This window comes from Micromonospora cathayae (assembly GCF_028993575.1).
Lineage (GTDB): Bacteria > Actinomycetota > Actinomycetes > Mycobacteriales > Micromonosporaceae > Micromonospora > Micromonospora cathayae.
In genome coordinates this window covers 896,652-915,439 of record NZ_CP118615.1, presented here as the reverse complement: position 1 = coordinate 915,439, position 18,788 = coordinate 896,652, and the positions used below count along the sequence as shown (strand labels likewise).

At 73.5% G+C, this 18,788-nt stretch carries 17 protein-coding genes and 1 pseudogene; 11 read left to right on the top strand and 7 right to left on the bottom strand.

Annotated features, from left to right (window positions below; genetic code table 11):
* The first annotated feature begins 285 nt into the window (after nucleotides 1–285).
* On the top strand, nucleotides 286–2,826 hold the full coding sequence (locus tag PVK37_RS04320) for an ATP-dependent Clp protease ATP-binding subunit (RefSeq protein WP_275032424.1): 2,541 nt from the start codon (nucleotides 286–288) through the stop codon (nucleotides 2,824–2,826).
* A gap of 249 nt (nucleotides 2,827–3,075) precedes the next feature.
* Here PVK37_RS04320 and PVK37_RS04315 read toward each other — a convergent pair whose 3' ends face one another.
* Nucleotides 3,076–3,975, bottom strand: a complete 900-nt coding sequence (locus tag PVK37_RS04315) for an HhH-GPD family protein (protein ID WP_275032423.1) — start codon at nucleotides 3,973–3,975, stop codon at nucleotides 3,076–3,078.
* 97 nt (nucleotides 3,976–4,072) lie between these two features.
* Between PVK37_RS04315 and PVK37_RS04310 the strand changes: the two genes are divergently transcribed.
* From PVK37_RS04310 to PVK37_RS04300, 3 genes are all read left to right on the top strand, one after another.
* Nucleotides 4,073–4,585 carry a glycine cleavage system transcriptional repressor gene (locus PVK37_RS04310; RefSeq protein ID WP_275032422.1) on the top strand — a complete coding sequence of 171 codons (513 nt, stop codon included), beginning with the start codon at nucleotides 4,073–4,075 and terminating at the stop codon, nucleotides 4,583–4,585.
* Nucleotides 4,582–5,142, top strand: coding sequence for a peptide deformylase (locus tag PVK37_RS04305; RefSeq protein WP_275032419.1), 561 nt, complete (start codon nucleotides 4,582–4,584; stop codon nucleotides 5,140–5,142). Before PVK37_RS04310 ends, PVK37_RS04305 begins: the two co-directional genes overlap by 4 nt.
* Before the next feature lie 89 nt (nucleotides 5,143–5,231).
* Nucleotides 5,232–5,969 (top strand): hypothetical protein, encoded by a 738-nt coding sequence (locus PVK37_RS04300; protein ID WP_275032418.1) that lies wholly within the window; start codon nucleotides 5,232–5,234, stop codon nucleotides 5,967–5,969.
* An 87-nt stretch (nucleotides 5,970–6,056) separates the two neighbouring features.
* Here PVK37_RS04300 and disA read toward each other — a convergent pair whose 3' ends face one another.
* The 4 genes from disA to PVK37_RS04280 all read right to left on the bottom strand — a co-directional run bounded on the left by disA (nucleotide 6,057) and on the right by PVK37_RS04280 (nucleotide 10,646).
* Complete coding sequence (disA, locus tag PVK37_RS04295; protein WP_275032417.1) at nucleotides 6,057–7,244, bottom strand: DNA integrity scanning diadenylate cyclase DisA; 1,188 nt, start codon at nucleotides 7,242–7,244, stop codon at nucleotides 6,057–6,059.
* A 108-nt stretch (nucleotides 7,245–7,352) separates the two neighbouring features.
* Nucleotides 7,353–8,804 (bottom strand): DNA repair protein RadA, encoded by a 1,452-nt coding sequence (gene radA, locus PVK37_RS04290; RefSeq protein WP_275032415.1) that lies wholly within the window; start codon nucleotides 8,802–8,804, stop codon nucleotides 7,353–7,355.
* A gap of 88 nt (nucleotides 8,805–8,892) precedes the next feature.
* Entirely contained in the window at nucleotides 8,893–9,663 is a 771-nt protein-coding gene (locus PVK37_RS04285; protein ID WP_275032413.1) for a RodZ family helix-turn-helix domain-containing protein, read from the bottom strand.
* Nucleotides 9,664–9,803: 140 nt separating this feature from the next.
* Nucleotides 9,804–10,646, bottom strand: coding sequence for a UbiA family prenyltransferase (locus tag PVK37_RS04280; protein WP_275032412.1), 843 nt, complete (start codon nucleotides 10,644–10,646; stop codon nucleotides 9,804–9,806).
* 45 nt (nucleotides 10,647–10,691) lie between these two features.
* On the opposite strand from PVK37_RS04280, the gene PVK37_RS04275 reads away from it, so the two are divergent.
* The 3 genes from PVK37_RS04275 to PVK37_RS04265 all read left to right on the top strand — a co-directional run bounded on the left by PVK37_RS04275 (nucleotide 10,692) and on the right by PVK37_RS04265 (nucleotide 13,396).
* Complete coding sequence (locus PVK37_RS04275) at nucleotides 10,692–11,456, top strand: methyltransferase domain-containing protein (RefSeq protein WP_275032411.1); 765 nt, start codon at nucleotides 10,692–10,694, stop codon at nucleotides 11,454–11,456.
* Nucleotides 11,457–11,550: 94 nt separating this feature from the next.
* Nucleotides 11,551–12,600, top strand: a complete 1,050-nt coding sequence (locus PVK37_RS04270; protein WP_275032409.1) for a type III polyketide synthase — start codon at nucleotides 11,551–11,553, stop codon at nucleotides 12,598–12,600.
* Between the two features lie 25 nt (nucleotides 12,601–12,625).
* On the top strand, nucleotides 12,626–13,396 hold the full coding sequence (locus tag PVK37_RS04265; RefSeq protein ID WP_275032408.1) for a hypothetical protein: 771 nt from the start codon (nucleotides 12,626–12,628) through the stop codon (nucleotides 13,394–13,396).
* Between the two features lie 173 nt (nucleotides 13,397–13,569).
* Here PVK37_RS04265 and PVK37_RS04260 read toward each other — a convergent pair whose 3' ends face one another.
* Nucleotides 13,570–14,268, bottom strand: a complete 699-nt coding sequence (locus PVK37_RS04260) for a hypothetical protein (RefSeq protein ID WP_275032406.1) — start codon at nucleotides 14,266–14,268, stop codon at nucleotides 13,570–13,572.
* Between the two features lie 355 nt (nucleotides 14,269–14,623).
* Between PVK37_RS04260 and PVK37_RS04255 the strand changes: the two genes are divergently transcribed.
* The 4 genes and pseudogenes from PVK37_RS04255 (at nucleotide 14,624) to PVK37_RS04240 (ending at nucleotide 17,515) form a co-directional block, all read left to right on the top strand.
* A complete protein-coding gene (locus PVK37_RS04255) occupies nucleotides 14,624–15,109 on the top strand; it encodes a CarD family transcriptional regulator (RefSeq protein WP_007073334.1) in 486 nt (161 codons plus the stop codon).
* 54 nt (nucleotides 15,110–15,163) lie between these two features.
* Nucleotides 15,164–15,868, top strand: coding sequence for a 2-C-methyl-D-erythritol 4-phosphate cytidylyltransferase (gene ispD / locus PVK37_RS04250; RefSeq protein WP_275032397.1), 705 nt, complete (start codon nucleotides 15,164–15,166; stop codon nucleotides 15,866–15,868).
* Nucleotides 15,869–15,884: 16 nt separating this feature from the next.
* Nucleotides 15,885–16,355, top strand: a pseudogene (gene ispF, locus PVK37_RS04245) (2-C-methyl-D-erythritol 2,4-cyclodiphosphate synthase); the annotation flags it as partial.
* 146 nt (nucleotides 16,356–16,501) lie between these two features.
* Entirely contained in the window at nucleotides 16,502–17,515 is a 1,014-nt protein-coding gene (locus PVK37_RS04240) for a tetratricopeptide repeat protein (RefSeq protein ID WP_275032396.1), read from the top strand.
* Nucleotides 17,516–17,563: 48 nt separating this feature from the next.
* Here the strand turns inward: PVK37_RS04240 and PVK37_RS04235 are convergent, their stop codons facing one another.
* On the bottom strand, nucleotides 17,564–18,730 hold the full coding sequence (locus PVK37_RS04235) for a homogentisate 1,2-dioxygenase (RefSeq protein WP_275032395.1): 1,167 nt from the start codon (nucleotides 18,728–18,730) through the stop codon (nucleotides 17,564–17,566).
* Nucleotides 18,731–18,788: the final 58 nt, after the last annotated feature.

The window sequence follows — 18,788 nt, the reverse complement described above, 5'->3', positions numbered from 1 at the left end:
AGTTGTCCACAGCCTGTGGAGGACCGTCCGGGGCCCGTCGGGCCCGTCCACCCACCCACCGAATTTCGCTCTGCGCGTACAGGACGCCGGCCCGGAACACCTCCTGAGCGTGGACGGTTGGGTAAAACGACGCGTACCGGACCCCGGCCGGAGACACACGACCTCAGCGGAGTCGGTTCGCGGCGATAGAGTAATGAGGCACGGGCGTCCACCCCGGTCGTCCGCGCACCGGCCCCGCCAAGATCTTGGCTATCAAGGCGCACGGCACGTGAGGAGCACGAGGGCATGTTCGAGCGGTTCACCGACCGAGCGCGACGGGTTGTCGTCCTGGCCCAGGAAGAGGCCCGGATGCTCAACCACAACTACATCGGTACGGAACACATCCTGCTGGGCCTGATCCACGAGGGTGAGGGTGTCGCGGCAAAGGCCCTGGAGAGCCTCGGCATCTCCCTCGAGGGCGTCCGTCAGCAGGTCGAGGAGATCATCGGCCAGGGTCAGCAGGCGCCGAGCGGGCACATCCCGTTCACGCCGCGGGCCAAGAAGGTGCTGGAGCTGTCGCTGCGCGAAGCGCTCCAGCTCGGCCACAACTACATCGGCACCGAGCACATCCTGCTCGGCCTGATCCGCGAGGGCGAGGGCGTCGCCGCCCAGGTGCTGGTCAAGCTCGGCGCCGACCTCAACCGGGTCCGCCAGCAGGTGATCCAGCTCCTCTCGGGGTACCAGGGCAAGGAGCCGGCCGCCGCGGGCACCGCCACCGGCGAGGCCGCGCCGTCGACCAGCCTCGTGCTGGACCAGTTCGGCCGCAACCTGACCCAGGCCGCCCGCGAGGGCAAGCTCGACCCGGTGATCGGGCGCGAGAAGGAAATCGAGCGGGTCATGCAGGTGCTCTCCCGCCGGACCAAGAACAACCCGGTCCTGATCGGTGAGCCCGGCGTCGGCAAGACCGCCGTGGTGGAGGGGCTGTCCCAGAAGATCATCAAGGGCGAGGTGCCCGAGACGCTGAAGGACAAGCAGCTCTACACCCTCGACCTGGGTGCCCTGGTGGCCGGCTCGCGGTACCGCGGTGACTTCGAGGAGCGCCTGAAGAAGGTGCTCAAGGAGATCCGCACCCGGGGCGACATCATCCTCTTCATCGACGAGATCCACACCCTGGTGGGCGCGGGCGCCGCCGAGGGCGCGATCGACGCCGCCAGCATCCTCAAGCCGATGCTGGCCCGCGGCGAGCTGCAGACCATCGGCGCGACCACCCTCGACGAGTACCGCAAGCACCTGGAGAAGGACGCCGCGCTCGAGCGCCGGTTCCAGCCGATCCAGGTGGGTGAGCCCTCGCTGGCGCACACCATCGAGATCCTCAAGGGGCTGCGCGACCGGTACGAGGCGCACCACCGGGTGAGCATCACCGACGCCGCCCTGGTGGCCGCCGCCACGCTCGCCGACCGGTACATCTCCGACCGCTTCCTGCCGGACAAGGCGATCGACCTGATCGACGAGGCCGGGGCCCGGATGCGGATCCGCCGGATGACCGCGCCGCCGGACCTGCGCGACTTCGACGAGCGGATCGCCCAGGTCCGCCGGGACAAGGAGTCCGCGATCGACGCGCAGGACTTCGAGCGGGCCGCCCAGCTGCGCGACAAGGAGAAGCAGCTCCTCGGCCAGAAGGCCCAGCGGGAGAAGGAGTGGAAGGCCGGTGACCTGGACGTCGTCAGCGAGGTCGACGACGAGCAGATCGCCGAGGTGCTCGGCAACTGGACCGGCATCCCGGTCTACAAGCTGACCGAGGAGGAGACCTCGCGCCTGCTGCGCATGGAGGACGAGCTGCACAAGCGCGTCATCGGCCAGGAGGACGCGGTCAAGGCGGTCTCGAAGGCGATCCGGCGGACCCGGGCCGGCCTGAAGGACCCGAAGCGCCCCTCCGGCTCGTTCATCTTCGCCGGCCCGTCCGGTGTCGGTAAGACCGAGCTGTCCAAGGCGCTGGCCGAGTTCCTCTTCGGCAGCGAGGACGCGCTGATCCAGCTCGACATGTCCGAGTTCCACGACCGGTACACCGTCTCCCGGCTGGTGGGTGCCCCTCCCGGCTACGTCGGCTACGACGAGGGCGGGCAGCTCACCGAGAAGGTGCGGCGTCGGCCGTTCTCGGTGGTCCTCTTCGACGAGATCGAGAAGGCCCACCCGGACGTGTTCAACACGCTGCTCCAGATCCTGGAGGACGGTCGGCTCACCGACGGTCAGGGCCGGATCGTGGACTTCAAGAACACGGTCATCATCCTGACCACCAACCTCGGTACCCGGGACGTGGCCAAGGCGGTGTCGCTGGGCTTCCAGGCGTCGGAGGACTCCGAGTCCAACTACGACCGGATGAAGCAGAAGGTCAACGACGAGCTGAAGCAGCACTTCCGGCCCGAGTTCCTCAACCGGATCGACGACACCATCGTCTTCCACCAGCTCCGCCAGAACGAGATCCTCTCGATCGTGGACATCATGATCGCCCGGATCGAGACCCAGCTGCGGAACAAGGACATGGGTCTGGAGCTGACCGACAACGCCAAGAAGTACCTGGCGAAGAAGGGCTTCGACCCGGTGCTCGGGGCGCGTCCGCTGCGTCGCACGATCCAGCGCGACATCGAGGACAACCTCTCCGAGCGGATCCTGTTCAACGAGCTGACCCCGGGTCAGATCGTGGTGGTGGACTGCGAGGGCGACCCGGAGGACATCGACAAGTCCAAGCTCGTGTTCAAGGGCGCGGACCGACCGGTGGACGTGCCGGACGCCGTGCCGGCCAACCTCGGCGGCCCCGCCCCCACCGGCGCGGACGAGGCGGCTGCCTGACGGACGTCAGGCCGTCCCGGACAGGGCGGCAGACAACGCGACAGGGGCCCGGCGGCGCAAGCCGCCGGGCCCCTGTTCGTCTCCCCGGCGGCCCCGGTGGGCCGGCGTCCGCCCCGCGCCCCGTGCTCGCCGACTCGCCCGACGATCAACGTGGGATGCGGCACCTGGGGGTCGAACGGGCCGCTGACACCCCGACATGCCGCAACCCGAGTCGATCACGGCGTCGGGGACACAGGCCGGCGGACGGCGTCAGATCGGCAGGTGGGCGGGGCCGTCGCCGACCAGGCGGTAGCTGGCTTCGCCGACCGGTTCCACCAGGCCGTCGGTGACCAGCGCGGCCAGGGCCCGGGACCGCTGCACGTCGTCGGCCCAGACCTGGTCCAGCCGGAGCCGGGCCACCGGGCCGGTCGCCTCCCGCAGCACGGCCAGCAGCAGCCCGCGTACCTGACGGTCGGTGCCCGCGTACCGCTGTGGGCGGCGGGTCGGGCCGGTCGGCGCCTGCTGACCGGCGGCCCGCCAGGCGCACACCCGTTCCACCGGGCAGACCGCGCAGCGCGGCGACCGGGCCGTGCACACCACCGCCCCGAGTTCCATGAAGGCCGCGCTGGCCAGGGCCGCCGCAGCCGGCTCGACCGGCAGCAGTTCCTCGGTCGCCACCAGGTCGGACGGACGGGTGGTCGGGCCGGCGTCCGGCTCCCCGGCCACCGCCCGGGCCACCACCCGGCGGACGTTCGTGTCGACCACCGGATGCCGCTGCCCGTACGCGAACGCGGCCACCGCCCGGGCCGTGTACGTGCCCACCCCGGGCAGGGCGAGCAACTGGTCCAGCCGCTCCGGCACCTCCCCGGCGTGCCGTTCCACCAGGGCCACCGCGCACTCGTACAGCCGCACCGCCCGACGGGGGTAGCCGAGCCGTCCCCACATCCGGATCGCGTCGGCGGGGCTCTCCGCGGCCAGTGCGGCGGGCACCGGCCAGCGGGCCAGCCACGCCTCCCAGGCCGGCACCACCCGGACCACCGGGGTCTGCTGGAGCATGACCTCACTGACCAGGATGGCCCACGGGCTCGTCCCGGGTTTACGCCACGGCAGGTCGCGGGCGTTCTCCTCGTACCAGCGGCTGACCCGCTCGGCGAAAGTCTGCTCTGTCATCGCGCCGCCGATGATGTCACGTCCGGTACGTCCCGCAGCGTGGGCGGTCCGGGTGGGTCGGCGCGGGGCCGACGGGTCAGCGGGGGAGAATGCCGGCATGAACGAGCTCGCGATCACCGTCATCGGCCGGGACCGGCCGGGCATCGTGGCCGACGTCGCGGAGGTGCTCTCCGGGCTCGGCGCGAACCTCACCGACTCCACCATGACCCGGCTGCGCGGGCACTTCGCGATGACCCTGATCTGTGTCGGTCCGGCCGCCACCGAGGTCGAGGCCGCGCTCGCGCCGCTCGCCGCCGACGGCCACCTGCTGGCGACGGTGAGCGAGGTCGTGCCGGACGGCGCGAGCACCGCACCCGGCGAGCCGTACGTGATGGCGGTGCACGGCGCGGACCGGCTCGGCATCGTCGCGGCGACGACCCGGGCCCTGGCCGAGGTGGGCGGAAACGTCACCGATCTGAGCACCCGGCTCTCCGGTGACCTGTACGTGGTGATCGCGGAGGTCGACCTGCCGGACGGCGCGGCTGACGTGCTCCGGGAGCGGCTCGCCCGCACCGCCGCCGAGCTGGGTGTCGAGGTCACCCTCCGGCCGGCCGACCCGGATCTGCTGTGACAGCGCAGCGCACCGGCCTGGACGGCTGGACACCGGAGGCGCTGACCGTCCCGGGCGAGGTACGCCCGGTGGTGGCCGCGCCGCACGGGGTGCTCAGCCAGGCCGGTGTGGAGGTCGATCCCACCGCCGACGAGGTGGTCCGGCTCGCCGCCGACCTGGTCGCCACGATGCGGGTCTCGCCGGGGTGCGTCGGGTTGGCGGCTCCGCAGGTCGGCGTGGGTGCGCAGGTCTTCGCGGTGGACGTGACCGGCCATCCGAAGGCGGTGACCGTGCACGGCACGTTCGTGCTGTGCAACGCCCGGGTGGTGGAGGCCAGCCGGTGGAAGGCGGGCCGGGAGGGGTGCATGTCGGTGCCCGACCTGACCGGGGACGTGAAGCGGGCCAGCCGGCTGGTGGTGGAGGGACAGTTGCCGGGCAGTGGCCGGACGGTCCGGCTGTCCACCGACGGGTTCGAGGCCCGTGCCCTCCAGCACGAGATCGACCACTGTGCCGGGTTGCTCTTCCTCGACCGGGTGGCCGGCGCGCACGCGATCTACCAACGCAAGGTCTACCTGTAGGGCGTGGAGAGGTTGGCGCGGTTGAGCCGTTCTCGCTCCGGCGCGTCGTACCGGGTCGCTGTGCGGTACGCCGCTACCGTGGGGGCATCATGCGTCTGACGGTTGGCCCCCTGCCGCCCGCCGTGTACTGGCGGCGTCGTGCCGTCGTACTCGGAGCGGGGATTCTCTTTCTGATTGTCGTGCTCTACTCGTGCAGCGGGTCGGGCGACAACACCGCGAACCCGCAGCGGTCGCCTTCGCCGACGCCGTCGGCGGCCGAGCCGGCCCCGAGCGGCTCGGTGCTGACTCCCCAGTCAGGGGCGCCGCCCGCGTCGTCCGACCCGGACGCGCCGGACGGCGGTGGCCCGGGTGGTGCCGGCGATCCGACGGCCACCAGCGCCGCCCCGCCCGCGCCGGGTGGCGGCGCGCCCGCCGGGCCGGCCGGCGGCGACGGTGGCTGCACGGACGCCGAGATCTCGGTGACGCCGGTGGTGCTGCCCGCGTCGGTCCGCAGCGGCGCTCCGGTCGACCTGCAACTGAAGATCAAGAACATCTCGGGACGGACGTGCAGCCGGGACGTCGGCGCGGACCTTCAGGAGCTCTACGTCAAGGCGGGCGCGGAGAAGGTCTGGTCCTCGGACACCTGCGGTACCGCCAAGGGGTCGGACGTGCAGTCCTTCACCCCCGCCTTCGAGCGTTCGTACACGGTCAACTGGAACGGCCTGGACGCCAGCCAGTGCGCCAACGGGATCGCCAGCGGGCCGAAGCTGGCCCCGGGCACGTACCAGGTCTTCGGCCGGCTGGACACCAAGCTCAGCGCCCCGGCGAAGCTGACCGTCGTCGACTGAGCCCGCAGCCCGGAGAGAAGCCGAGAGCCGCCCTGAGCCGACCGGGGAACGCTGCGGGCGAGCGGTGATCCGACGCGCGGGACGGGATCAGACGTACCGTTCCAGGATCGACGCCTCGGCGAGCCGGGAGAGGCCCTCCCGGACGCCCCGGGCGCGGGCGTCGCCGACCCCGTCGACGGCCTGAAGGTCCTCCACGGTCGCGCCGAGCAGCCGCTGGAGGCTGCCGAAATGCAGCACCAGCCGGTCGACGATGGCCACCGGCAGCCGGGGCACCTTGGCCAGCAGCCGGAAGCCGCGCGGGCTGACCGCCGCGTCCAGCGCGTCGGACGCGCCCGGGTAGCCGATGGCCTTGGCGACCGCGACCAGGTCGATCAGCTCGGTGGCGCCGAGCAGGTCCAGCTCGACCAGGGCCTCGTCCAGGGTGCGGGACTTGCGGCCGGCGGGGAGATAGTCCCGGATGACCAGCGTCCGGTCGGCGTCCACCCCGGCCATCAGCTCGTCCAACTGGAGGGCCAGCAGTCGGCCGTCGGTGCCCAGCTCGACCACGTAGCCGGCGATCTCGTCGGCGATCCGGCGGACCATCTCCAGCCGCTGCACCACCGCCACCGCGTCCCGTACGGTGACCAGATCCTCGATCTCCAGCGCGGAGAGGGTGCCGGAGACCTCGTCCAACCGGAGCTTGTACCGCTCCAGCGTGGCGAGGGCCTGGTTGGCCCGGGACAGGATCGCGGCCGAATCGTCCAGCACGTGCCGCTGACCGTTGACGTAGAGGCTGATGATCCGCATCGACTGGCTGACCGAGATGACCGGATACCCGGTCTGCCGGGCCACCCGCTCGGCGGTGCGGTGCCGGGTGCCGGACTCCTCCGTCGGGATGGACGGGTCCGGCATCAGGTGCACCGCCGCCCGGACGATCCGGGTGCCGTCGCTGGACAGCACCACCGCACCGTCCATCTTGCAGAGTTCCCGGATGCGGGTGGCGGAGAACTCGACGTCGAGCGGGAACCCGCCGGTGCAGAGCGTCTCGACGATCTTGTCGTACCCCAGCACGATCAACGCGCCGGTACGGCCCCGCAGGATGCGTTCCAGGCCGTCGCGCAGCGCGGTGCCGGGGGCCATCAGTGCGAGGTTCGCCCGGAGCGGGTCGCCCGCTCCGCCGGTGGTGGCGGCGCCGGTCACGCTGACGCTGATCGGTCGGGCCGGGGAACCCAGCGCGCCACTACGGGCGTGCGGAGTCGCGCCGGCTGGCTTGCTGGCATCGCGGTCGATCGGCACCCGGACAGTCTACGGACTGGCATGCGTTGGGTGCTGCCGTGGTTACTGTGATGTGTCACCTGCCCGACTCCTCTCCCACCTGCGACAGCGCGCCTCGACAGGCGGCCGTCACTCGGCGGACGCGCGGGCCGCGCACTGCAACGCCGCCCGTACGTCGGCGACCTCGACCACGCGCATGTTCTCCGGGGCGCCGACCCCGGAGGCGGCGGGGCCGCAGCCGGTGGGCACCAGGGCCAGCCGGAAGCCCAGCCGGGCCGCCTCGGCCAGTCGGCGGGGGACCGCGCCGACCCGGCGTACCTCGCCGGTCAACCCGACCTCACCGATCGCCACCAGGTGCGGGGCGATGGCCAGGTTGAGCCCGCCGGAGGCGACCGCCAACGCCACCGCCAGGTCGGCGGCCGGCTCGACCACCCGGATGCCGCCCACGGTGGCCGCGAAGACCTCCCGGTCGTGCAGGGTGAGCCGCTCGGTGCGCCGCTGGAGCACCGCCAGCACCATCGCCAGCCGGGCACCGTCCAACCCGGAGACGGTACGCCGGGGCGAGCCGGCCACGGTCGCCCCGATCAGCGCCTGTACCTCGGTGACCAGGGCCCGCCGGCCCTCCATCGCCACCGTCACGCAGGTGCCCGGCACCGGTTCGGCGTACCGGGTCAGGAACAGCCCGGACGGGTCGGCGAGGCTGCTGATGCCGCGTTCGTGCATCTCGAAGCAGCCGACCTCGTCGGCCGCGCCGAACCGGTTCTTCACGCCCCGGACCAGCCGCAGCGAGGAGTGCTTGTCGCCCTCGAAGTGCAGCACCACGTCGACCAGGTGCTCCAGCACCCGGGGGCCGGCGACCTGGCCGTCCTTGGTGACGTGACCGACCAGCACGGTGGCGATGCCGCGTTCCTTCGCCACCGAGACCAGCGCGGCGGTGACCGCGCGCACCTGGGTGACCCCGCCGGGCACGCCGTCGGTGCCCGGGGTGGAGATGGTCTGCACCGAGTCGAGCACCAGCAGCCCCGGCTTGACCGCGTCGAGGTGCCCGAGCACCGCGCCGAGGTCGCTCTCGGCGGCCAGGTAGAGCTGGTCGTGCAGGGTGTCCATCCGTTCGGCCCGCAGCCTGACCTGGCTGACCGACTCCTCGCCGCTGACCACCAGGGACGGGCTGCCCGCGCCGGCCGCCCACTGCTGGGCCACGTCGAGCAGCAGGGTGGACTTGCCGACCCCGGGCTCACCGGCCAGCAGCACCACCGCGCCGGGCACCAGCCCGCCGCCGAGGACCCGGTCCAGCTCGGCGACGCCGGTGGGGCGGGCCTTGGCCGGGGCGGCGCTGATGGTGGCGATCGGGCGGGCCGGCTCGGCCGGGGCCCGGGAGCTGACCACCCGGCCGGAGACGGTCGGCCCGGTGACCGTGCACTCGACCACCGACCCCCATTCGCCGCACTCCGGGCACCGTCCGACCCACTTGGGCGGCTGATGACCGCAGGCGTCGCACTCGTACGCCGGGCGTGGCTCGCGGGCCGCCCGGGAGCGGGCGGAACCGGTCGCGCCGCGCGGGGTCGCTCGGGGGGTCGTCACACCGCGACGCTAGCCAACCGGTACGACGAAAACACCGCCGGCGTGGGGTTCGCCACGCCGGCGGTGTCGTCGATGTCAGGGGTACGGCTCAGTGGCCGCCCTCTTCGCCACCCTCGCCGCCGTGCCGCTCGATGATCGGCGACGGCGGGGCCTGCGGCGACAGCGGCACGCCGACCGGAGCCGGGGTGCTGACCTGCTTGCCGCCGAAGTCGAAGACCAGGTTGACCTGCTGCCCGGGGCGCAGCTCCTCGGTCAGGCCGACGAGCTGGAGGAACCGCCCGCCCTGCTGGTTGAGCTGGGCGTAGCCGTACGGCGGGATCTCGACCACGGGCGGCGCGCCGGCCGGCGTCGTCTCGGTCGGCGACGGGCTGGCCGGAGCGGACGGGGACGCGGTGTCGGTCGGGGCCGGGCTGGCGGTCTCCGACGGGCTGGCCGGAGCGGACGGGCTGGCGGTCTCCGAGGGGCTCGCCGGAACGGACGGGCTGGCCGACTCGCTCGGGCTGACCGACTCACCCGGGGTGGCCGACGGGGAGGCGCCCGCGCCGGCCAGCACGACCGCCTGGGCGCTGTCGGTGCTGACCGTCACCCGGACCGCCTGCGGCGTGTCGTTGTACAGCACCACGCTCAGCGGGGCGTTGCCGCCGGACGGGTAGCCCTCACCGCCCGGGAAGTCGACCACCAGGCCCCGGACCAGGTACTTGCCGTCCGGCGTACCCGTGTTCACACCCTGGACCGACGGTTGCTTGAGGGCGGTCTCGGCGATCTGCCCGGCACCACAGCCGGACACCAGCAGGCCCACTGCCGCCGTACCGGCCAGCAGCACGGCCGCCCGTCGGGAGCCCCTGATCGAGCGCGTCACGTCGGTCCTCCTCGTTGCGATCCCCACCCGGGGCGTACGCCCGGTGCGGTGGCCATACCCGCGCAGACCGCGCTCCAGCGTAGTTGGGGCTGATCGAGGCCCGCACGGCGACCCGGCAAAGCCGGCCGGTGACCGGCGTGTCAGACCAGCCGACCGCTCGCCACCAGCAGCGCCACGTCGATCACCGCGACCAGGATGACCGCCCGGAAGGCGGTCGGCCGGCGACCGTCGGTGGGTCGGGCGCGGCGGCCGGCGTACCAGCTCAGCGGTGGTGCCACGGCGGCGACCACCACCGCCGACAGGCCGGCGCGCGACGGCGGCCCGGCCGGACCGAGGACCAGGGTGACGGTGGCGGCGAGCAGCAGCACGGCGGCGGCCACCGCGCTGCCGGCCGCGCCCAGCCGGTGCGGCAGGCCGCGCACCCCGGTCCGGGCGTCGTCGGCCAGGTCCGGCAGCACGTTGGCGAAGTGCGCGCCGGCCCCGAGCAGCGCCCCGGCGGCGACCTGCCAGGCCGGCGGGGCGGGTGCGCCGGGCAGGGCCAGCACCACGAACGCGGGCAGCGCGCCGAAGGAGACCGCGTACGGCAGCACCGAGACCGGGCTGGACTTCAACGGCCAGTTGTAGAGCAGGGCGGAGACCAGACCGAGGGTCGCGTACGCCGCCGCCGTCGGATTGGTGGTGGTCAGCGCGAGCACCGGAGCGGCCAGCGCGGCCAGCACGGTGCCGACGGTCAGTGTGCGACGGCTGACCGCCCCGGCGACCAGCGGTTTGTCGCGCCGCGCGACCAGTTCGTCGCGGTCGGCGTCGAGCCGGTCGTTGGACCAGCCCACGGCGAGTTGGCTGGCGGCCACGGTGGCGGCCACCGCGGCGATCCCGGCCGGGGGATGGCCGACCCCCCAGGCGAGCAGTCCGGCGACCACGGTCACCGCCAGGGCGGGCTCCGGATGACTCGCTCTGACCAGCCCTAACACCGTTCGCCACATAAGGGAAGTCTGGTCGTTACCGGCTGGTCGTGCCACGCTCGTTCCATGCGAGACGGTTCGGCACCGGTGTCCACCCGCCCGCGTCACCTTCCCCCGAACGATCCCCGGCAGTACGACGACCTGGCCGGCGAGTGGTGGCGGCCGGACGGTGCGTTCGCCATGCTGCACTGGCTGGCCGAGGCCCGCGCCGCGCTGGTGCCGCCGGCCCGGCGTACCGGGGCGCTCCTGGTCGACCTGGGCTGCGGGGCCGGACTGCTCGCGCCGCACCTGGCCGGCAAGGGGTACCGGCACGTCGGGGTGGACCTGACCCGGTCCGCGCTGGAGCAGGCCGCCGCGCACGGCGTGACGGCGGTCAACGCCGACGCCACGGCGGTGCCGCTGACGGACGGCTGCGCGGACGTGGTGGCCGCCGGCGAGCTGCTCGAACACGTACCCGACTGGCGGCGTGCGGTGGCCGAGGCGTGCCGTCTGCTGCGCCCCGGCGGGCTGCTGGTGCTGGACACCCTGAACGACACCGCGCTGAGCCGGTTGGTCGCGGTCCGGATCGGCGAGCGGCTGCCGGCGGTACCGCGCGGCATCCACGACCCGGCCCTGTTCGTCGACGCCGACGAACTGGTCCGCGAGTGCGCCCGGCACGGCGTCGACCTGCGGGTGCGCGGGGTCCGTCCGCAGCTCGGCGGGCTGGTCGGGTGGCTGGTCCGGCGGTCCGTGCCCGGGTTGGCGGCCGCCCGGTCCGCCGGTACGCCCCGGATCGTCCCCACCTGGTCGACCGCCGTGCTCTACCAGGGGCGGGGCGTCCGAAGAGGGTAGTCGGCAGGGCTGCGGGTAAAGGGACGCCGGAGGCGGAAATGCCCGCCTCCTCGTTGGTCTACAGGCAGTGGGACGCTCGACGAGAGGTGGGAACATGGCCGTGCCGGTGATCGCGGGTCTCGGTACGGCACAGCCGCCGTCCGCCGCGCAGGACGAGCTCTGGGACGGTTACTTCGCCGCCCACTACTCCGGTGGCACCCGCGCGCTGGCCCGGCGGATCTTCGCGAACTCCGGGGTGAACCGGCGGCAGGCGGCGGTCAACCCGCTGATCGAGGACGTCTCCGAGTGGCCCACCGAGCGGCGGATGCGCCGCTACCAGGTGGAGGCGCTGCCGCTGGGCAAGGAGGCGGTGGGCCGGGCGTTGACCTCGGCCGGGCTGGCCGCCAGCGACATCGGGCTGTTCGTGGTCTGTTCCTGCACCGGGTACGCCACCCCGGGGCTGGACATCATGCTCGCCCGGGACCTGGGCATGGCCCCGGACACCCAGCGCATGTTCGTCGGTCACATGGGCTGCTACGCGGCGCTGCCCGGGCTCGGCGCGGCCGGCGACTTCGTCACCGCCCGGGGCCGGCCGGCGCTGCTGCTCTGTGCCGAGCTGACCAGCCTGCACATCCAGCCGGCCTCGGCCCGGGTGGACACCCAGCAGATCGTCTCGCACGCCCTCTTCTCCGACGCGGCGGTCGCCGCCGTGCTCGTCCCGGGTGGTCCCGGGTACGCGCTGCGCGAGGTCACCTCGGTGACGGACACCTCCACGGCCGACCACATGACCTGGGAGGTCACCGACACCGGTTTCCGGATGGGACTCTCCCCCAAGGTGCCCCAGGTGCTCTCCGCGCACGTGGCGCGGCTGACGGACGGGCTGCTGGCCCGGCACGGCACCGACCTGTCCACGGTGGACGGCTGGGCGGTGCACCCGGGGGGTCCGCGCATCCTGAACGTGGTGGAGCGCGAGCTGGCCCTGCCCGAGCCGGCGCTGGCCGCGTCCCGGGCCACCCTGGCCGAGCACGGCAACTGCTCGTCACCGACGGTGCTGCTGATCCTCGACCGGCTGTTCCGGCAGCCCACCGCGCCGGAGCGGATCGTGCTGCTCGCCTTCGGCCCCGGCCTGACCCTCTACGCGGCCCTGCTGGACCGCCAGGACTGAGCCGCAGAACCGCTACGCTCGATCGATGAGCTCCCACCCGGAGGGACGGTCCGGCCGGGCCGGCACCGTTCGGCCCGCTTCCCGGGGCGGCACCGGTAGCCCCGTGCTGGCCGCGCTGACCGTGCTCGCGCTGGTCGCCGGCGGCTGGTGGTGGACCGCCGCCGACCCGCACGCCGATTCCGTCGCCGCTGGCACCGGCGTGCCGTCCGGTGTCGTACCGGGGCTGCCCCGCGCCGGCCCGGCCGGCCTGCCGTATCCCGACGCGGCCGGCCTGTCACGCGCGAACGCGTTCCCCGTACCCCGCCCCGGTCAGGCCGGGGCCGCCTACTCGTCCCGGCTGGACATCCAGCCCGACGGTGGGGCCGCCCGGGAGAGACGGTGGCCGAACGGCGGCATCGTCGCCTTCGTCGACCCGGCGACCGGCCAGGCGATCACTGCGCCCAGCCCGGAGGACCTGCTGGCCCTGGCCGACAGCGGGTCCGGCCCGGCACCGCTCGGCACCGTGCTGTGGCGGGAGAACCGGGTGCTCACCGACAACGTCCGGGAGGTACGCCGGCAGGTCGCCGGCATCACGAACGCCCGGTACCGGCTGTTGCTGCTCTGCCACGGCCCCGGCGACCTGACGGTGCGGGTGTGGAGCGGCGGCAGCGGCCGTACCGAGCAGGAGGTCCGGTGCGACGGCGCGCTCGCGGTGCACGGGGTGTACTCCTCCGTCGGAGGTCCGATCGTGGTGCGCCTGGCGCACCCGACCGCAGGCCCGGCCGAGGTCAACGCCGTCTTCCTGCAACTGCCCTGACCCACCCCCGCGACCGGATCCACCCCCGGCGTCCGGCCCTGGTGTCCGCCCTCAGCGTCCGTCCCCGGTGTCTGGCCTCGGTGCCCGGCCCCGGTGTCCGCCCTCCGGTGTCCGGCCCCGGTGGCGGTCCACCGCCGCCCCCCGCTGACCGGCCCGGTGGCCCAGTCGGCCGGTCAGCCGGCGAGCGCGGCCAGGTCCGCGCGGTAGTCCTCCACCGAGCCGACCGCCGGGACGGTCCGGACGACGGTGCCGGTGCGGTCCACCAGCAGCACGCCGACCGTGCCGGGGGCGGGGCTGGCGTGCAGCAGGGCGCGCAGCCCGCCGGCCGGGTCGGCCAGCCGGCGTACGTCCGGCCCGGTGACGGCCGGCGGCACCGTCCGCCCGCCGACCACGGTGACCACCCGGACGCCCGGTGGGGCGGCGGCCACCGCCTCGGCGACCCGCTCGGGGCACGGGCAGGCGTCGACCAGCAGGATCGCCGCCGGCAGCAGGCTGCGCAGCGGCACCGGGGCCTGGGCGTCGTCGACCAGGTCCAGGGCCGGCAACGGGCGGCCGACCGGGTCGGTGGACGGGTCGTACGAGCCGGCGACAGTCGGCCGGCCCCCACGGTCGGTACGCGGCCAGGTGACCGCCACCAGCCCGGCGAGGGTGGTGAGCACCGCCACGGTCAGCACCAGCAGAGGCAGGGCGAGGGCGCTGCGCCACCGGCGGCGGGTGGCCTGCCGGTGGCCGGCGCGCAGCTCCCGGCGTACCCGTTCGGCCTCCTCGGCGAGGGCGGAGGCGTCGTCCGGCACGACGATCCGGCCCCACTCGGGGGGCAGGTCGGGCAGGCCGTCCGGCGGCCCCTGGCCGTTCGCGTCTGGCATGCCCATCGGACCTCCAGGTGGGGGGAGGGACGGTGTCCCTCCAGCGTCCTCCTCCGACCGCCTCAGCGCTACATCTGGGCGTGCCCTTGGATCGGCCGGTACCATGGAACGAGTGCATCCCCATGGAACCCGCCCCCTGCGGGACAGCCGTGTGGCGGATGGTCGGAATAACCACACCGGGGCCCGCGCCGGGACGTGTTCTGCCAGTGACAGAGCGTGTTCGAATCATCGGTTTGACCGCCTGTCAAGCCGAAGAAATCCCTCTCACATGGCCCCTGAGCTGCGCTTACGGTCAGGACTGCAGTGAGACATCGGTGCCTGAGCGTGTTACCCTAGACACAGCGAAAGGGGTTTCGAACCTATGGTTTTCAGTGTCGGCGAGACCGTTGTTTACCCCCACCACGGGGCCGCACTCATCGAGGCAATCGAGACTCGGGTCATCAAGGGAGAGCCTAAGCAGTACCTCGTCCTGAGGGTTGCGCAGGGTGACCTCACGGTCCGGGTGCCCGCTGAGAACGCCGAGATCGTGGGCGTGCGCGAGGTGGTCGGCGAAGAGGGCCTGGGCAAGGTCTTCGACGTCCTCCGCGCTCCGCACACCGAGGAGCCGACCAACTGGTCGCGGCGGTACAAGGCGAATCTGGAGAAGCTGGCCTCCGGTAACCCGCTGAAGGTGGCCGAGGTCGTTCGTGACCTGTGGCGGCGGGAGCGGGAGCGGGGCCTCTCCGCCGGCGAGAAGCGGATGCTGGCGAAGGCCCGGGACATTCTGGTCGGCGAGGTCGCGCTGGCGGAGAAGAGCACCAAGGACGAGGCGGAGACGCTGCTCGACAAGGTCCTGACCGAGGCCTAGTTTCCACAGCATCGTCGTACCCACCCCGTAGCAAAGAAAAACGAGGACCGCGACGTGACCGCGCAGCTCAATCCGTGCGGTGACGTCGCGGTCCTCGTGCCTGCGGCCGGTGCCGGCGTACGGCTCGGTCCCGGTGCCCCGAAGGCGCTCCGCCCGCTGGCCGGCGAGCCCCTGCTGGTGCACGCGGTACGCCGGATCGTCGCCGCGCCGTCGGTGCACACCGTCGTGGTGGCCGCTCCGGTGACCGACGTCCCGTTCGTCCGCGAGCTGCTCGCCCCGGTGGCCCCGGTCACCGTCGTCCCCGGTGGGGCACAACGGCAGGATTCGGTCGCCGCCGCCCTGGCCGCCGTACCGGACGGACCCGGGATCATCCTGGTGCACGACGCGGCCCGCGCCCTGGTCCCCGCCGACCTGGTCGAGTCGGTGGCGGCGGCGGTCCGGGCCGGGCACGACGCGGTGATCCCGGTGCTGCCGGTGGTCGACACCGTCAAGGAGGTCTCGGTCGACGGGACCGTCGAGGTGGTGCGCGGCACCGTCGACCGGTCCGTCCTGCGGGCCGTGCAGACCCCGCAGGGTTTCCGCCGGTCGGTGCTGGCCGCCGCGCACGCGGGCGCCGTCGACCCGCTCACCGACGACGCCGGTCTGGTCGAGAAGCAGGGCGTACCGGTGGTCTGTGTACCCGGGTCGGAGTACGCCCTGAAGATCACCCGGCCGTTCGACCTGGCCCTCGCCGAGCGTCTGCTGGCCGAGTCCCCCTGACGCGTACCCTGACTCCATGATCGTTCCCCGGGTGGCCGTCGGTACCGACGTGCACGCCTTCGAGCCCGGTCGCCCCTGCTGGCTGGCCGGGCTGCACTGGCCTGGTGAGGTGGGCCTGGCCGGGCACTCCGACGCCGACGTGGTCGCGCACGCCGCCTGCAACGCCCTGCTCTCCGCCGCCGGACTCGGTGACCTGGGGGCCAACTACGGGGTCTCCGAGCCGGAGTGGGCCGGCGCCTCCGGGGTAGCCCTGCTCACCGAGAGCGCCCGCCGGGTCCGCGCCGCCGGATTCGAGATCGGCAACGTCTCCGTGCAGGTGGTCGGCAACCGGCCGAAGATCGGCCCACGCCGGGAGGAGGCCCAGCGGGTGCTCACCGCGGCGGTCGGTGCGCCGGTGACCGTGTCGGCCGCCACCACCGACGGGCTCGGCTTCCCCGGTCGGGGCGAGGGACTGGCCGGCATCGCGGTGGCCCTGGTCTACCCGGCCGTCCCGCCGGCCGCCGTGATCCCCGTCGCCGCTGCTGACGTCGCCGCCGCCGGCCCGGCCGCCGTGGCCCCGCCGGCCGCCGCTGCCGGTCCGGACGCCGTGGGCCCGGTCGACACCGATGCCGGCCTGGGCGAGAGCGGTCGGGCGTGACCCAGGAACCCGAGGCGGTCGAGAGCTACCTCCAGCGCGCCCAGCTCCTCGCCGAGCTGGGTCGCTACGACGAGGCGGCCGGCGAACTCGCCCAGGTCACCGCCCAGGATCCGGCGCACGCCCCGGCGTTGACCATGCTGGCCCGACTGCACCTGGCGGCGGACCGGCCAGCCGAGGCGCTCACCGCCGCCACCTCGGCGGTGACCGCCGCCCCGGGCGCCGTCGAGCCGCTGGCCGTCCGCGCGCTGGCCCTGACCGACCTGCGGGAGTTCCGGCAGGCGGCGGCGACCGCCGACCAGATCCTGGCGCTCGGCCCGGACGACGCGTACGCCCAGCGCAGCGCGGCGGCCATCCTGGCCGAGTCGCGCAACGGCCAGCCGGCGCTGAACGCCGCCTGGCGGAGCGTGGAACTGGACCCGCAGCAACCCCAGGCGCACCTGGTGCTGGGGTTGGTGGCCGCGCGGCTGGAGCTGTTCGACCTTGCCGAGCGGGCGTACGCGGAGGCGCTCCGACTTGACCCGGCGTTGGCCGAGGCCCGGCACGACGTCGGGGTCATCCGGCTGGAGCAGCGGCGCTGGGCCGAGGCGCTGGAACACCTCGCCGAGGCCGCCGCGATCAACTCCGGGCGGGTCGACTCCGGCCCGACCGTCGTCGACGGGGTACGTCGGCTGGTGCTCTACGGTGCCGGCTGGTCCCTGGTGGGGGTCCTGGCGGTCGCCCTGCTGTCCACCGGCGGTGGCGGCCTGTCCCGGGTGTTCGCGGCGGTGACGGCGCTCGGCGCGGCGTTGCTGGTCTGGCGGTACGCCGCCAAGGTGCCCGACCTGACCCGGACCGTCCTGCCCGGTCTGCTGCGCACCGACCGGCCGCTGGCCCTGGCGGTGTACGCGGTCGCCGCCGCGCCCGTGCTGATCCTGCTCCACGCCCTGGTCGGTACGCCCTGGCCGCTGGTGCTGGCGATCGTGGTGGCCGCGGCGGCCGAACTGGTGGCCTTCTCCCGGATCACCCGCTGACCCCGCCCGCCCCCGCGCCGCCGCCCCGGTCAGGTCGGGCTGGTCGGGTCAGGGGCGGCGGGCCCAGGTCCAGGCGTAGTCCGGGTCCTCGCACTCGGCCGCCGCGTCGCACAGGTCGAGCGGACGGAAGGTGTCCACCATCACCGCCAGCTCGTCGAAGTAGTCCACCCCGATGGACCGTTCGGCCGCGCCCGGCTGCGGCCCGTGGGTGAAACCGGACGGGTGCAGCGAGATCGAACCCTGCCCGATCCCGGAGCCGCGCCGGGCCTCGTAGTTGCCGCCGGTGTAGAAGAGCAGTTCGTCGGAGTCGACGTTGTGGTGGTTGTACGGCACCGGAATGGCGTCCGGGTGGTAGTCGACCTTGCGGGGCACGAACGAGCAGATCACGAAGTTCGGACCCTGGAAGGTCTGGTGCACCGGCGGTGGCTGGTGGATCCGGCCGGTGATCGGCTCGAAGTCGTGGATGGAGAACGCCCACGGGTACTGGTGGCCGTCCCAGCCGACCACGTCGAACGGATGGTGGGCGTAGACGTACCGGGTCCACCCCCGCCGGTGCCGGACCAGCACCGGCACCTCCTCGCCGTCGACCAGCAACGGCGCGTCCGGCCCCCGGACGTCACGCTCGCAGTACGGCGAGTGCTCCAGGAACTGCCCGCGTACCGACAGGTACCGCTTGGGCGGGCCGATGTGCCCGGCGGCCTCGACGGTGAGCAACCGGGCCGGTTCCTCCCCGGTGGGCACCAGCCGGTGGATGGTCGAGGTCGGGATGATCACGTAGTCCCCGGCGACCGCGTCGAGGACACCGAACGTCGACTCCACCCGCAGCGTGCCGGCCTCGACGTAGAGGCAGTGGTCGCCGGTGGCGTCCCGGAACAGCGGGGACGGCTGGTCGGCGACCACGTACCCGATCCGGACGTCGTCGTTGGCGAGCAGGTACCGCCGGCCCAGCACCGGGTCGGCCGGGCCGTCGCCGAGCTGGTGGGTACGCAGGTGCCGGGGCTTGAGCGGCAGGTTGGGTGTCCGGGTCACCGGCGGCGGGGTGAACTCCTCGGCGGCGACGATCGCGGTGGGCGCGTACCGGTGGTAGAGCAGGGACGAGTCGGAGGAGAAGCCCTCCTGCCCCATCAGCTCCTCGGCGTACAGGCTGCCGTCGGGCTGCCGGAACTGGGTGTGGCGCTTACGGGGCACCTCTCCGACGCTGCGGTAGTACGGCATCTCGCCTCCCGGGTTCACTCACCGACCAACGGTGTCCGGTAATCGGACGCTGTTGTCC

Excerpts from the sequence above, each read along its gene's own strand:
- PVK37_RS04315 (WP_275032423.1), bottom strand. The coding sequence starts at position 3,975 with ATGACAGAGCAGACTTTCGCCGAGCGGGTCAGCCGCTGGTACGAGGAG.
- PVK37_RS04280 (WP_275032412.1), bottom strand. The coding sequence starts at position 10,646 with ATGTGGCGAACGGTGTTAGGGCTGGTCAGAGCGAGTCATCCGGAGCCC.
- PVK37_RS04300 (WP_275032418.1), top strand. The coding sequence starts at position 5,232 with ATGCGTCTGACGGTTGGCCCCCTGCCGCCCGCCGTGTACTGGCGGCGT.
- PVK37_RS04260 (WP_275032406.1), bottom strand. The coding sequence starts at position 14,268 with ATGGGCATGCCAGACGCGAACGGCCAGGGGCCGCCGGACGGCCTGCCC.
- PVK37_RS04265 (WP_275032408.1), top strand. The coding sequence starts at position 12,626 with ATGAGCTCCCACCCGGAGGGACGGTCCGGCCGGGCCGGCACCGTTCGG.
- PVK37_RS04310 (WP_275032422.1), top strand. The coding sequence starts at position 4,073 with ATGAACGAGCTCGCGATCACCGTCATCGGCCGGGACCGGCCGGGCATC.
- PVK37_RS04270 (WP_275032409.1), top strand. The coding sequence starts at position 11,551 with ATGGCCGTGCCGGTGATCGCGGGTCTCGGTACGGCACAGCCGCCGTCC.
- PVK37_RS04320 (WP_275032424.1), top strand. The coding sequence starts at position 286 with ATGTTCGAGCGGTTCACCGACCGAGCGCGACGGGTTGTCGTCCTGGCC.
- PVK37_RS04275 (WP_275032411.1), top strand. The coding sequence starts at position 10,692 with ATGCGAGACGGTTCGGCACCGGTGTCCACCCGCCCGCGTCACCTTCCC.
- PVK37_RS04235 (WP_275032395.1), bottom strand. The coding sequence starts at position 18,730 with ATGCCGTACTACCGCAGCGTCGGAGAGGTGCCCCGTAAGCGCCACACC.
- PVK37_RS04255 (WP_007073334.1), top strand. The coding sequence starts at position 14,624 with ATGGTTTTCAGTGTCGGCGAGACCGTTGTTTACCCCCACCACGGGGCC.